Source organism: Pseudoalteromonas sp. JB197, assembly GCF_002332205.1.
GTDB lineage: Bacteria > Pseudomonadota > Gammaproteobacteria > Enterobacterales > Alteromonadaceae > Pseudoalteromonas > Pseudoalteromonas nigrifaciens.
The window spans coordinates 2,734,032-2,747,852 of the sequence record NZ_NRGZ01000001.1; the positions used below are offsets into that span (position 1 = coordinate 2,734,032).

14 protein-coding genes are annotated in these 13,821 nt (G+C 41.4%); 8 read left to right on the top strand and 6 right to left on the bottom strand.

The window, feature by feature from the left end; genetic code table 11:
- Positions 1-47 precede the first annotated feature (47 nt).
- The 5 genes from dapF (at position 48) to CIK86_RS12945 (ending at position 3,582) form a co-directional block, all read left to right on the top strand.
- Positions 48-878, top strand: a complete 831-nt coding sequence (dapF, locus tag CIK86_RS12925) for a diaminopimelate epimerase (RefSeq protein ID WP_086997021.1) — start codon at positions 48-50, stop codon at positions 876-878.
- Positions 875-1,486: a DUF484 family protein gene (locus CIK86_RS12930; RefSeq protein WP_086997024.1), complete on the top strand. Its 612-nt coding sequence runs from the start codon at positions 875-877 to the stop codon at positions 1,484-1,486. Before dapF ends, CIK86_RS12930 begins: the two co-directional genes overlap by 4 nt.
- Positions 1,483-2,430: a tyrosine recombinase XerC gene (locus CIK86_RS12935; protein WP_086997027.1), complete on the top strand. Its 948-nt coding sequence runs from the start codon at positions 1,483-1,485 to the stop codon at positions 2,428-2,430. Before CIK86_RS12930 ends, CIK86_RS12935 begins: the two co-directional genes overlap by 4 nt.
- Positions 2,431-2,441: 11 nt before the next feature.
- A complete protein-coding gene (locus CIK86_RS12940; protein ID WP_086997031.1) occupies positions 2,442-3,146 on the top strand; it encodes an HAD-IA family hydrolase in 705 nt (234 codons plus the stop codon).
- Between the two features lie 79 nt (positions 3,147-3,225).
- Positions 3,226-3,582: a HopJ type III effector protein gene (locus tag CIK86_RS12945; protein ID WP_086997034.1), complete on the top strand. Its 357-nt coding sequence runs from the start codon at positions 3,226-3,228 to the stop codon at positions 3,580-3,582.
- Positions 3,583-3,596: 14 nt separating this feature from the next.
- Here the strand turns inward: CIK86_RS12945 and CIK86_RS12950 are convergent, their stop codons facing one another.
- Entirely contained in the window at positions 3,597-4,007 is a 411-nt protein-coding gene (locus tag CIK86_RS12950) for a GNAT family N-acetyltransferase (protein ID WP_086997037.1), read from the bottom strand.
- 179 nt (positions 4,008-4,186) lie between these two features.
- Between CIK86_RS12950 and CIK86_RS12960 the strand changes: the two genes are divergently transcribed.
- Positions 4,187-4,876 carry a pseudouridine synthase gene (locus CIK86_RS12960; protein WP_011326812.1) on the top strand — a complete coding sequence of 230 codons (690 nt, stop codon included), beginning with the start codon at positions 4,187-4,189 and terminating at the stop codon, positions 4,874-4,876.
- Between the two features lie 36 nt (positions 4,877-4,912).
- Here CIK86_RS12960 and CIK86_RS12965 read toward each other — a convergent pair whose 3' ends face one another.
- Positions 4,913-5,296 carry an MAPEG family protein gene (locus CIK86_RS12965; RefSeq protein WP_086997040.1) on the bottom strand — a complete coding sequence of 128 codons (384 nt, stop codon included), beginning with the start codon at positions 5,294-5,296 and terminating at the stop codon, positions 4,913-4,915.
- Positions 5,297-5,518: 222 nt separating this feature from the next.
- Here CIK86_RS12965 and CIK86_RS12970 point away from each other — a divergent pair, with 222 nt between their 5' ends.
- The gene (locus CIK86_RS12970; RefSeq protein WP_140391196.1) at positions 5,519-6,397 is read left to right on the top strand and encodes a DMT family transporter; all 879 of its coding nucleotides are present in this window, start codon (positions 5,519-5,521) and stop codon (positions 6,395-6,397) included.
- Between the two features lie 68 nt (positions 6,398-6,465).
- On the opposite strand, the gene CIK86_RS12975 is transcribed toward CIK86_RS12970, so the two are convergent.
- The 4 genes from CIK86_RS12975 to CIK86_RS12990 all read right to left on the bottom strand — a co-directional run bounded on the left by CIK86_RS12975 (position 6,466) and on the right by CIK86_RS12990 (position 11,904).
- On the bottom strand, positions 6,466-6,783 hold the full coding sequence (locus CIK86_RS12975) for a multidrug efflux SMR transporter (protein WP_041454308.1): 318 nt from the start codon (positions 6,781-6,783) through the stop codon (positions 6,466-6,468).
- Between the two features lie 126 nt (positions 6,784-6,909).
- Positions 6,910-8,481, bottom strand: a complete 1,572-nt coding sequence (locus CIK86_RS12980) for a bifunctional GNAT family N-acetyltransferase/carbon-nitrogen hydrolase family protein (protein WP_011326808.1) — start codon at positions 8,479-8,481, stop codon at positions 6,910-6,912.
- Positions 8,482-8,569: 88 nt separating this feature from the next.
- Complete coding sequence (locus tag CIK86_RS12985; protein WP_086997043.1) at positions 8,570-9,421, bottom strand: MBL fold metallo-hydrolase; 852 nt, start codon at positions 9,419-9,421, stop codon at positions 8,570-8,572.
- A 149-nt stretch (positions 9,422-9,570) separates the two neighbouring features.
- Positions 9,571-11,904 (bottom strand): penicillin acylase family protein, encoded by a 2,334-nt coding sequence (locus CIK86_RS12990; RefSeq protein ID WP_086997046.1) that lies wholly within the window; start codon positions 11,902-11,904, stop codon positions 9,571-9,573.
- Between the two features lie 156 nt (positions 11,905-12,060).
- Here CIK86_RS12990 and ycaO point away from each other — a divergent pair, with 156 nt between their 5' ends.
- Positions 12,061-13,821 (top strand): 30S ribosomal protein S12 methylthiotransferase accessory factor YcaO, encoded by a 1,761-nt coding sequence (ycaO, locus tag CIK86_RS12995; protein ID WP_086997093.1) that lies wholly within the window; start codon positions 12,061-12,063, stop codon positions 13,819-13,821.

Below are 13,821 nucleotides of genomic sequence, written 5' to 3' on the forward strand. Positions count from 1 at the left end.
CTGCTCTGTGGCATGATTAGCGCAGAGCAAAACCGAATTAGAGCGCTATGTTAGTTAATTTTTCCAAAATGCACGGCTTAGGCAACGACTTTGTTGTGATTGATAATATTACACAAAACGTTTTTTTGTCGCGAGATCAAATAATAAAACTGGCCGATCGCCATTTTGGCATTGGCTTTGACCAACTGCTAATGGTTGAAGCACCATATTCCCCTGATCTCGATTTTCATTACCGTATTTTTAATGCCGATGGCACCGAAGTAGAGCAATGCGGCAATGGCGCACGTTGCTTTGCCCGCTTTGTACGTATGAAAGGCCTTACCAATAAACACAAAATTACTGTGTCTACTAAGTCGGGTAATTTAACCCTATACATAGAAAAAGACGGCCAAGTAACTGTAAATATGGGCCATCCTAATTTTGAGCCAAGTAAAATCCCACTCAAAGCAACCAAGCGCGAACTGACCTATATTATTCGTACCGAAGAGCATACTGTTTTTAGTGGCGCGGTTTCTATGGGTAACCCACATTGTGTATTAGAAGTTGACGATATTACTACCGCAAAAGTTGATATTTTGGGTCCGTTACTTGAAAACCATGAGCGTTTTCCGCAGCGAGCTAATATTGGTTTTATGCAAGTTATTTCCAAAGAGCATATTAAATTACGAGTGTGGGAGCGCGGTGTAAACGAAACATTAGCATGTGGTACAGGCGCTTGTGCAGCAATGGTTATTGGGTTTATTCAAAATAAATTAATCAGCACAGTACAAGTAGACTTACCCGGTGGCAGTTTACAAATTCGCTGGAACGGTGAAGGTCACCCAGTACGTATGACCGGCCCAGCAGAGCATGTGTTTGATGGACAAGTAGCACTATGAGTGAGCTAAACGCGCAGCAAGTGGTAGATTATTTACAACACCACCCTGATTTTTTAATTCAGCACCCTGAGCTACTTGCTCAGCTTGAGCTGCAACAACAAGCTCAAGGTGCAACATCTTTGGTGCATATTCAGCAGCGCCAATTGCGCGAGCACAATACGTTGTTAAAAAATCAAATTGCCAGCATGAACAAATACGCTGCACAAAATGAGCAAGTGTATCGCTTATTTAGCCTATGCCATCAACAGCTTTGCAGTAATAACGACTTCGATGCGCTTGCCAGTAACTTACAAGATATTATTTGTAGCAATCCAGCTATTAGCGACTGTCGGTTAGTAAAGTACGACACTAAATATGCTCAACTTGTTGAGCATCGCCTGAGTAATTCAGGGCACTATTTAGGGCGTATTAATCAGCAAGAACGAGATTTGTTATTTAGCGATACGGCGCAATCAACGGCTATTTATTTAATTGGTGATATTAACAAGCCAATTGCTATTTTGGCTTTTGCCAGCAACAACGCCAACCACTTTGAGCCCGCACAAGACACCCTTTTTGTACTAGACTTTGTAGTCGCTCTGCAGTCATGGTTGCTGGAACTTGCATGAGTGACAACCCTGCGCCAAATATCAGCGACTTAAGCGATAACTGGCGCACTCCTATTACTTTATTTAGCGACTATTTAAAGTTTGAAAGGCAATACTCAGCGCACACTGTTAACCAATATGTCAGCCAACTTGGCTTTGCAGCGCTTTACTTTAGTAAGCTCTGCGACGACTGGTTTAGTGTACAGGGTGAGCATATTCGCCGTTACAGCATGGCACTGCGCTCAAAACAATTAAGTGGCCGCACTATTAGTTTAAAGCTCAGTTGTATTCGCAGTTTATATAAATTCTTAAAAGCTAAAAATATTGCTAAACAAGCGCATTATCATAACCCGGCGGTAGGCATAAAAGGGCCTAAGTTTGCTAAGCCTTTGCCTAAAAATCTCGATGTAGATCAAATGGCACGCTTGCTCGAAATACCCGACGACGAACCTCTGGCCATTAGAGACAAAGCCATGATGGAGCTTATGTACTCATCAGGTTTACGTATTAGCGAATTAGTTGGTGCTAACCTACAAGATATAAGCGCCGCAAATGGTGAAATATTAGTACGCGGTAAAGGCAATAAAGAACGCTTAATTCCGGTAGGCAGTAAAGCGCTAAACGCGCTAAAAAAATGGCTCATAATACGCCCTCAATTTGCAACCCCTGACGAAGTGGCGGTATTTTTAAGTAGCAAAAAAAATCGCATTTCGGTACGCCAAGTACGTTTAAGAATGCAAGAATGGGGCATCAAGCAAGGCATTAGCTCGCAAGTGCATCCGCACAAATTGCGCCACTCGTTTGCTTCGCATATTTTAGAGTCATCTGGCGATTTACGCGCGGTACAAGAACTGCTCGGGCACAGTAGTTTGTCGGCCACTCAAGTGTATACTCATTTAGATTTTCAGCATTTAGCCAAGGTGTACGACAACACGCACCCAAGGGCAAAAAAGCGAACTGATTAGGAAACCATAATATGATCCGCTTTAATCGTGCCATTGCACCTGTGTCGGTATTAAGCTTCGACCTAGACGATACCCTTTACGACAATCGCCCAATTATAAAAGCCGCCGTACAAGCGCAAACTGATTATTTAAATACCCTGCCGGGTTATCAACATCAGGGCTTGCAGCAATGGCTGCATTGTCGTGATTGTGCACTGCAACAGCAGCCAAAATTAATTGAAGATGTAACGCAGTGGCGTTTGCAAACACTGGGCTTACTTCTTGCTAAGCAAGGCTTTAATGCCGACGACGCAAAACACTTTGCAAGTGCTGCGTACAAGATATTTGCTCAAGCTCGCAGTAATATAACCGTGACCGATGACGTACTTAACTTGCTCGATAAGCTCGCTACTCGCTTTACCCTTATAGCCATAACCAACGGCAATGCCGATGTGAGCCAGTTTAATTTAAATAATAAATTTAACTTGGTACTGCAAGCGGGTTTACACGGTAAAGCTAAACCGCACAATAACTTGTTTGATCAAGCAGCTACACATTTACAGGTGCCACACAAAGCTATTTTACACATTGGTGACAGCCTAGATAGCGACGTGCAAGGCGCTAATAATGCCGGCTGCCAATCTGTATGGTTAAATAACCAAGCTGCCAACTATACTTACAAAGGCCTTGCCGATATTGAAATAACTAACATTAATGCCTTATCACACTTAATTTAAGTGCACGTGTACTAGTTTAATATAAATCAGTAAACAGATAGGTTAGAGTTAAGTATAAAAATAATCCTAAGGACAGAAAGTGACTCTAAGTGACTACCTAGAAAAATTGGCAAATGAGCCAAAAAGCATCGAATTTACCGACACTATGGCAATTATCGATACACATTACCGCTTCACACCTTGCGCATTTAATAATCATGGTTTACTTAGTGCTGCGAGCGAGAACAATGGTTCTTGCAAAATTTTCGCTTTTGCAAAACTAAACCAACTTAGTAAACAAAATACGCTCGATTGCTTTGGTCAGTTTTATCATCAAGATGTGCTTAACAACCCCAAAGGTAGCGATCATATGAATATTCGCACCTTTATGCTTGCTCCTGAAGTGACCCCGTTTTTAGGCGTAACCTTTACTGGCGAGCCACTTAACGCTATTTAATCACCCTGCAAGGGTTAAATAAGCGATTTTTCCATAAAATAGCGAGTACCCGTGCGCGGATAATTATTAAGTTGATACTTAACTTGGTAACCGTGCTTTTCATAAAAAGGCTTGGCTTGAAAATCAAGCGTATCGAGCTGCCCCCTCGTTGCCCCAAGCTCAACTGCAGCCGCTTCAAGTGCGACTAATAACTTAGTCGCCAAGCCATTGCCACGTACTAACTCGCTGCACCAAAGCCAATTTATCTGCAACCAATTGCCAAATACACAGCCACTAATCCCAGCGACCAATTCCTCTTGTGCGTCTAAAAACTGATAACCAATAGGCATACGCTCAGCATCAAAATGCGCGCTATTAAACGCCACTATTTTTTGACGAAGCGCCTGATTTAAGCAATCGTCATTATTTGCATATAATTGATACATTAACGCCTCTAATATTTATAAAATTAAAAATTATTAAACCAACAGCTGCTTATAAAAATGCATATTCTGTAGCGCCTAACACTAAATTTATAGCTATTTACCCACCTTCAGTAATGTTTACTTGGCAGCTTTGCTATAATCTGCTGCACACTTTTGCCAATGACTAACAGCAACCATTTATGAGCACCAAAATTCGACTCGCTAAATACATTGCCCATGCTGGTGTTTGCTCGCGTAAACAAGCCTCACGCTTAATTGACGAAGGTGCAGTGATAGTAAATAACCGCCCGGCTAATCATATTGACCATGTTGATGAGCAAGACCAAATAACAGTTAACGGGCAAATTATTAAAGGCACTGCTGAGTTAATTTATTTTGCTTATCATAAGCCTGTAGGTATTGACTGCAAGCTTGATCAGAATGACCCTGCTAGCCTTTATCACCACCTGCCTACTATTACGCGGGTTTACCCTATTGGCCGTCTTGATAAAGACTCCCGTGGCTTGCTTATATTAACCAACGATGGTGAGTTGTGTAACCAACTAATTCATCCCGACTTCCACCAGCCAAAACGTTACTTAGTTAGCGTTAATAAAAGCATTGATGCCGAGTTTTGTACAAAAATGGCCGCAGGTGTACCGGTAGATAAGCAAATAACCTTGCCCTGTAGCGTTGAAAAAATAGCAGACAAACAATTTAGTATTATTTTAAAGCAAGGGCTTAATAGGCAAATTAGAAAAATGGCACACTATTGTGGTTACAAGGTAATTGACTTGTATCGCGAGCAAATTAGCGAGCTAACCCTGCAAACGCTAAACCTTGCCCAAGGGCAATATATTGCAATTAATAAAAGCGATATTATAAAGTAAGCGCCTTTTAAAACGCTTTGGGGTTTTAAAATAAATTTAAAAGCTCACTGCAATCATTGCAATAGCTGTACTTATACCAACAAACCACATAATTGAGCGCATAATATCTAGGTTAAGGTAGTAAAAAGCACAAAATAAAACACGCGCTACAATGTGGCTCATCGCCAAGGTTTCGGTTACCGCATTAACATTATTAGTGCCTAATACCACCGCAAGTGCAACGGCAAATACTGCTAACGACTCAAAACAGTTTTGGTGTGCAGCTAAAGCGCGCGCTCCTAAACCGGTTAATTGAGTTTGTTGTTGGCGCGGATGCTTGTTGTCGTAGCCGCCCAATTTATTAAGTTCGATTACTGCGGGTATTCTTGCTAAATAAGGCATTACAACGGCCAATAAAGCACAAGCGATTAAAATAGTCATAGTACGGTTCTTTATTATTGTTAATTATTTAAAATAACACACCCACTATAAAAAAGCCGCCAGATAAGCGCCTGACGGCTAAACAGTAACATCAAGCCAACTATAAACTAATTTTACGGCAGTTAAACTGCGGCATATTGTCGCAGCTGAGCCTAAAGCACTATCGCTTTACTTTGTATACCTTGTTAACTTATCGCCCTCTATTATTTTTGTATTGTTATTATGACTTGGGTATTTTTCACTTTTTTAGCCGCTTTTATGCAGGCGTGGCGCAATGCACTACAAAGTAAGTTAAGTAGTAATGTGAGCGTAGCTGGCGTTACTCTATCGCGTTTTATTGTTGCAGGCCCTATTGCTGCTGTGTATTTGTATGGTTTATATCAATGCCAAGATACCGCTATGCCTAGTTTTAATAATGCTTTTTGGGGCTTTATTATTGGCGCAGGTATTATGCAAATTCTTGCTACTGGCTTAATGGTTAAATTATTTAAAATGAATAATTACGCTGTGGGCGCTGGGCTTGCAAAAAGTGAGGCTTTGGTTGCCGCTATTTTAGGAGTATTATTTTTTGGCTCGGCGTTAACCTTATTGGGTTGGTTGGGGGTATTTTTAGGGGCTATTGCCGTACTGCTAATGAGCGGTATAACCAGCATTAAACGCTTCGATGCCAAAACAGCTTTATTAGGGCTTGCGTGCGGTACTTGCTTTGCGCTTACTTCATTATGGGTACGTGAGGGCAGTTTAAATTCAGGGCTATTATTTCCTCACTCTGCTGCTTGGGTACTGCTTTTTGTTATTAGCTTACAAACTCTAATATTGCTGGGTTATTTATTATTAAAAGAGCCACACACCCTCAGTAAACTTTGGCAATATAAGGGCACAACTGTCGCGATTAGTATTTTTAGCTGTGTGGGCTCTATTGGTTGGTTTAGCGCCATGAGCTTGCAGCATGTTGCCTATGTAAAAACGCTTGGCCAAATAGAGGTGTTTTTTACCATACTCATTGCCGTACTGTGGCTAAAACAACCGCTTAAAAAACAAGACAGCGCCGGGTTATTACTTATTGCTGTTGCCGCTATTTTAGTCATGCTGCCCAATTAATTACTGGCAAAAAAAACGCAGGATTAAAAGCCTGCGCTTTTTTGATTAAACCGCGTTGAGTTTACTTTTTAATGACTTATTTTAAGTGTGATCACACCGCAAATAATCATTAATACACCGGCAATACGGCCAAAAGTGGCGGCATCACCATAAAACAAAATGCCCACAATAAATGTGCCAGCAGCGCCAATGCCTGTCCATACCGCGTAAGATGTACCCATAGGAATATCACGTTGGGCTAGCCACAACATAAAACCACTAACCACCATAAATGCAACCGCAATGCCAATACCTAACCAGCGGCTGTCACTTTGTTGCGAAATTTTTAAGCCTATTGGCCAGCCAATTTCAAGCAAGCCCGCAATTATTAAATACATCCAAGCCACTTAAAGCACTCACTCTATTAAAAATTTGCGGTATTTTAGCGAGCTAATTTATTCATTAACAGCAATAAACAAGATTAATGATAATTAACCAGCTCACACTTTAATAAGCTACCTATTTTGTAGTGATTAAAAGCTACTTTTTTGCTTATCCGCACTAACCTTTTTATCGTCACTCACTTTTTTTAGCATTATGTCGTATAAATCTTCACGTCGATCTTTTAAGTTACGTACTGTCCCTTCGCTGTGAAGAATTTTTAATTTATCCATATCAAGGTCACTAAATAACAACATTTCGGTATTAGTGGTTGCCTCATTGAGTGTTGCATCATGTGGGAATGAAAAGTCAGACGGTGTAAGTACTGCCGATTGTGCAAACTGTACATCTAGGCTTTCTACTTCTGGTAAGTTACCAACAGAGCCTGCTATAACCACATAACATTCGTTTTCAATAGCGCGTGCTTGAGCACAATGACGTACCCGTAAATAGCTATTTTTAGTATCAGTCCAAAAAGGTACAAATAAAATTTCTAAGCCTTCTTTGGCCATAATTCTAGATAGTTCTGGAAACTCAACATCGTAACAAATTTGAATACCAACACGCCCTGCATCAGTTTCAAATACCGCTATTTTGTCGCCGCCTTGAATAACCCAGTCATTTTGCTCATGCGGGGTAATATGAATTTTACGTTGCTCATCTATTTTACCGCTGCGGTGACATAAATAACTGACGTTATAAATTTTATCCCCGTCGGCTACTGGCATTGAGCCGGTAATAATATTGGCATTGTATTCAATTGCCATACGCGACATAGCATTTTTAAAGGTTTCTGTGTACTCGGCTAAATTGCGGATCGCTTCGGTTTGATTAACTTGCTCAGTTAACCCCATTAGCGGGGCATTAAAAAACTCAGGGAATAAAATAAAGTCACTTTGATAATCAGAAACCGTATCAACAAAATACTCGACCTGCTTGAGCATTTCCTCTACCGACTCCACCTTACGCATTTGCCACTGCACCGCACCTACACGCACAATCGACTTTACGATATTAATAACGGTGTCGGTTGGTTCGTACAATATGTTATTCCACTCCAGTAATGTGGCATAACCTACTGATTCTTGATCTTCGGGTAAATACTTTTTAAGTAAGCGTTTAACTTGAAAATCGTTTGCTAGCTGAAAACTTAAGATAGGATCGTACAGCTCTTTTTGATCTACTTTAGCTATATATTCCATTGGGGTCATTTCATTACTATGATTGTAATAACGCGGAATACGACCACCCGCTAAAATAGCGCGTAAGTTGTATTGGCGGCACAATTCTTTTCGGGCATCGTACAGCCTACGCCCAAGGCGCATACCTCTGTGCGTTTCGCTAATCGCAACATCTAAGCCATACAGTGCATCGCCAGCGGTATCACTAAATACGCGGTCATGACCATCGGCTATGTCTTCATATGTATGGGGGTTAGAAAAGCGGGCATAGTCTACTTGCACGCTTAATGCTAAGCCTACCAGCACACCATCATCCACAATGCCTATTTGCCCTTCTGGAAACTGGTCTATTAATCTAAAAATTGTATGGCTAGGCCATGCACCACCTAAATCTGGGTATGCTTGATCCATCAAGGTTTTAATTTGTGGGTATTGCTCTTTAGTTAAATTACAAATTTCGAGATGGGTTTTTTCTACCGTCATACACAACTCCTTGAGGAATGGGGAATAAAAAAGCCGAACATACGCCCAGCTTAATAAAATAGTTGATGTGCTATTACTTAATTCATTTTTATTGTTTTAAACTACGATAAAAAAGTGTAGTTACACGCTCTTTAGGTAACCAGCTAGCGTATTCAAGGCCAAGCTCTGCCAATGGGTCGGCGTTAAGTACTTGCTCTAAGCTCGCCTTGTTTTGCATTGCTTTAAGCATAACATCTTTGGCTTTTTGCACCAGCTTACGATACACCACCAGCCCTGAACGATCGCTTAGCGGACCATGTCCTGGGATCACTTTTGTATTATCGTCAATTTGTTTCACTACGTCATCTACAGCCGCTAAAATACCATCAACACTGCCACCACTGTCTACGTCTACAAACGGTAAGCTGCCAAAGTTAAAGAAAATGTCGCCCATGTGTACAATGTTAGCCTTGTTAAAAAATATGACTGCGTCACCGTCAGTATGTGCATGCTGATAATGCATTACATGAGCATGCTCGTTGTTAAAGTGCAGCTTTAAATCGTGGCTAAAACTAATCCGCGGTAAAAAATCTGACCCTTCACCATGCTCCGCTACTAAGCGCTTATGCACATTATCGTGAGCAATAACGTGGGCACCTGCTTTAGCAAAATTTTCGTTGCCTCCGGTGTGGTCGCCATGATGATGGGTGTTAATTACAAACTCAGTACTGCCGGGCTGTAAATCGCTAATCGTTTTTTTAATATCGCTTGAAAGCTTGGCAAATTGATCATCAATAATATAAATACCATCGTCGCCGACACTTACAGCAATATTGCCTCCTTGACCAAGTAACATATAAATATGCTCGCTCAGTTTTTGCGTTTTAACTACACTTTCATCGGCATAAGCCGCACTACTTAACAACAAGCCAGTGATTAATACGGGAAGTAATTTTTTCATTTTAGTGCTCACTTATATTTATAATTAATTATCGTCTATTTATGAAGAATAATTACACGACATAGACCCTGCCTTACCTAAAAACCAAACATACGGCTGTAAATTTAATCTCGAAAGATAAACAAGCTCTAGCTTAGTTCACTAAACAGCTACTTGCCTTTTGGCGATATTATTATTTGATGTACTAGCGCTTGTGGTAATAATGGCGTGTTTTCTGCATTAATATATTGACTAAAACCGGCACGATAAAAGTTTGATAATGGGTGCCCAGACTGCCCGCCAGGTACGGTTAAAATGGCGTTTTCTAAATGTCCTGGCTGTACAATAAAGCGCTGTGAAGCACCAAAGCTACGCCCCTGCACTGCTGGCATGTAACTATCACCAAACCCTGGCGTTTTTGGCATATTTAAAAAGCGGGCAAGTATTGGTACTTGTTTAGCAAACGGATGCTCTATAACCAGCTCGTTTACTTTGCCCCACTGCCAGCCTTGAATGTTATTACCGTATTGCGTACTGAGTTTAGCAATAGTTTGACTAAATGCCCCCTGCAGCTGCTGCTCCCAAGTTGAAAATTGTGGATTGAGCCAACTGCTTGGTTGCGCGTTAATAAGCTGCCAAACTGCCGGTTCTAAGTCACGCCTTACGTAGCTCAACGTGCCATTTTTCTCACTTAAGCTTTGCTGCAACGTACTAAAGGTAATATTAATCACTTCATCGCGATAATGCTTTACCAAGGTATAACCTACTGAGCTTGCACACGCGCACTGCTGCCAGTTTTCAACAGCGCTAATATACGCGGCGTTATTACCTTCATCGGCTTTGAGTTGCTTGAGCAATAAAGCGTGCCAAGGAATTAAAAATCGTGCTTGGTTATCAAGCTGTAATTGATAAAAATCATCTTCAACAAATTTTTGTTTTTCAAACAAGCGGTCGCGCACTTGTGTTGCACGCGCGCCAAGTGAATAGCCGCCGTTACCAAAGCGCTCGTTATCCTGAGCACTTACCACCCGTGAGTTTGCAGTCCATATTCGTCCACTTACTGGGTTTTTAACCACGGGGCGCTGCGCTTCATTTTGCAACCAAAGCGGCGAGTAATCAGTACTTTTCACACTAAGCTCGCTGGGTGTTTTACGCCCAGGAATTCCCCCCATTAACTTCCATGCGGCACTGCCTTGGCTATCAACTACAATTAAATTTTGTACCGGAATACCTACATCGCTGGCTATAGCTAGGGCATCATCAACTTCAGTTGCCTGTTCGAGCTGTAATAATTGCATGTTAACCGCATAACTTTGATGCGCCGCCCAGCTCAGTGCATAAGCTTGCCCGTTAATATATTTAACCGGACCATATTCGCTTAGGGTAAGTGTGTAAGTTTCGGCTTCATTATTCGGTAATGCAATTTGCTCATCTACTTGCCACGTTTTATCGTTACTTGTAAGCGCAACCCAATCCGCGGTATCAATATAACCATTGGTAAACCCCCATGCGATATGATTATTAGTGCCTACTACAATAGCTGGCGCCCCCGGTAACGATACGCCCGTAACTTGGGTTTTTACATTGTTATGTACATAATTTAGTTGCGCTTTGTACCAAATAACAGGCACTGCCATTGCTAAGTGCATGTCATCGGAGAGCATAGCAGATCCGGTTGTAGTTAATGCGCCGGTAACTGCCCAGTTATTACTGCCGCGCTCTTGGCTTGCTGCAAAAGAATTAAATGCATACATTGCTGGTGTTGATGATTGCACAGTGGATGATTGCTGCGTTTGTTGCTTGGGTATTGGTAGTTTAGGTATGCCTGCGCTGTAAGGTGCTAGTTGGCTGCCATCAAGCGCAGCTTGGTATTGACTAGGTTGCGTTAAAAATTTGAGCATATGTTTGCCGTATTGCTGCTCAATTTGAATTAATGCTTGGTCACGCTCAAAGGTGGCACTTTGTAAATCAAGATACATACTAAAAATTATTAATAGGCTGTCTTCGCTTTGCCATGACCTTTGCTGTGCACCAGTGAGCAAATATTCAAAGCTTGAGTAACCTATTTGCGCTAACCCTTCGTTAACCCCTTGAGCGTAGCTTTTAAGTAATTGCTTATCCGACTCAGGAAGATTTTTTAAAATAACTTGGCTGCGTTTACGCAATTGATGAAAACGCATTTTTTTATCTAGTGCTAGCGCCGCCTTACCAAAAATTTCGCTCAACTCACCAGCGGCATTACGTCTGAGTAAGTCCATTTGAAAAAATCGGTCTTGCCCATGCGCATACCCCAAACCATAAGCAGCATCGTTGTGGCTTTGTGCTTTGATAACAGCTTGACCAAGTACGTCGCGCGAAATAATGACCGGCTCATTAATCGCTTCGCTATGACCTTTGCCGTCAAGCGCTGGTAAACTCAAACTAAGTACACCATAAACAACCGCAGTACCGGCCAGCCCTAAAACCACTACTAACAGCAGCAAGCGCTTGATTACTTTAAACATCCAGCTATCCTTTAAAAATTCTAATAAAGTATTATTAACATATATTTACTATCCTTCTATTAAAAAGTCATATTCTGCGGCGCAAAGGATGAAATAAACCTCAAAATCCACGATAATAGCTAATCCACATATTGTGCAGCCCTAGTTGAGATGAGTATGACTGATAAAACATTTATAAAAGGTAAAGACCGCGATTTAGAATCGTCGATCTCTACTATGCAAAATAAGCTAAAAGCCCTTAATATTAATATTGAGGAAGCGTTATGGCTTAACCCTGTAGCTAACTGTTATTCGGTACATATTCGTGACCAAGACTGTGGCGTAATGTTTACCAATGGTAAAGGCGCAAACGACAAAGCATCGTTAGCTTCGGCATTAGGCGAATACTTTGAACGCTTAAGCTGTAACTACTTTTTTGCTGACTTTTATTTAGGTGAAGAATTTGCCCATGCAGAGTTTACCCATTACCCAACCGAAAAGTGGTTTACAGTAACAAACGATGAAGTGCCTGAGGGCATTATGGATGAAAGCTTATGGGACTACTTTGACCCAGAGCGCGAACTTAATGCATCGCACCTTTTCGATTTTAACTCTGGTAATGTTAAGCGTGGTATTTGTACTGTGCCATACACCCGCCAAAGCGATAACCAAGATGTGTATATTCCGGTTAACGTTATTGGTAATATTTTTGTATCTAACGGTATGAGTGCCGGCAATACTAAATTTGAAGCACGCGTACAAGGCTTATCCGAAGTATTTGAACGCGCTATAAAAAGCCGCATTATTACTGAGGGCTTGTGTCTGCCTATCGTGCCTGAAGAAGTAGTTAAGCTGTACCCTAAAATTCATGAAGCGTGTGAAGAGTTACGCAGCCATGGTTTTCATTTACGTATTGCCGATGCCTCTCTAGGCGGTAAATACCCAGTAATGAGCGTTACCCTTATTCACCCAGCTGATGGCTCTGTATTTGCTTCTTTTGGTGCTCACCCATCATTTGAAGTGGCACTTGAGCGTACCGTAACAGAACTATTACAAGGTCGTCGTTTAGATCAACTTGATGTGTTTCAACCTGCTACTTTTGATAATGATGAAGTTGCCTCTCCAGAAAACACTGAACTGCACTTTATTGATTCTAGCGGCTTAATTTCTCATGATTTTTTCCGCGCAAAAGCCGACTTTGACTTTGTGCATTGGGACTTTAGCGGCACAACTGAGCAAGAATATAACTTTTGTACCGACTTAATCCATAGCATGGGGCATGATATTTACATCATGGATTACACTCACTTAAACGTATATGCATGTCGTATTTTAGTCCCTGGTATGTCAGACATTTACCCAGTTGATGAACTAATTTGGCGTAACAACAACGAAGGCGCTAAGTTCCGCGAAACATTTTTATCACTTGATCAGTACGACGTTGAGCAATGGATGGAAATTTATGACTCACTAGAGGAAGCGGGCCATAGCGATATCATTCGCGCTGCCGAGTTTATTGGTTTAGTAACCGACCCTGATACATCTTGGGATACACTGCGTATTGGTGAACTAAAAGCACACCTTTGCCTAGCCGCAGGTAACGAAGAAGCCATTGATTGGGTTGACTGGATATTACATACCGGGCAAGTAAACGAAGATGCAATGCGTCACTTTCGCTGTTTAAAAGCTATTTTAGAAATAAAATACGATGACGAACGCGAATATGCAGACTATCAAGATGCATTAGGCTTAATGTTTGGTACTGCCAATGTAACGCTCGCAATTGAAATAGCCGAAGGCCGTAAATTATTTAACGGTTTAACCTTCCCAGGCTTATCGCTTACTGGCTTTACAAAGCATGCTGCATTACTCGATGGTTATCGCAAGCTCCATGTAGCTAAACAGCAGCATTGGGCACGCGAGGTTAGCGACTCGTAA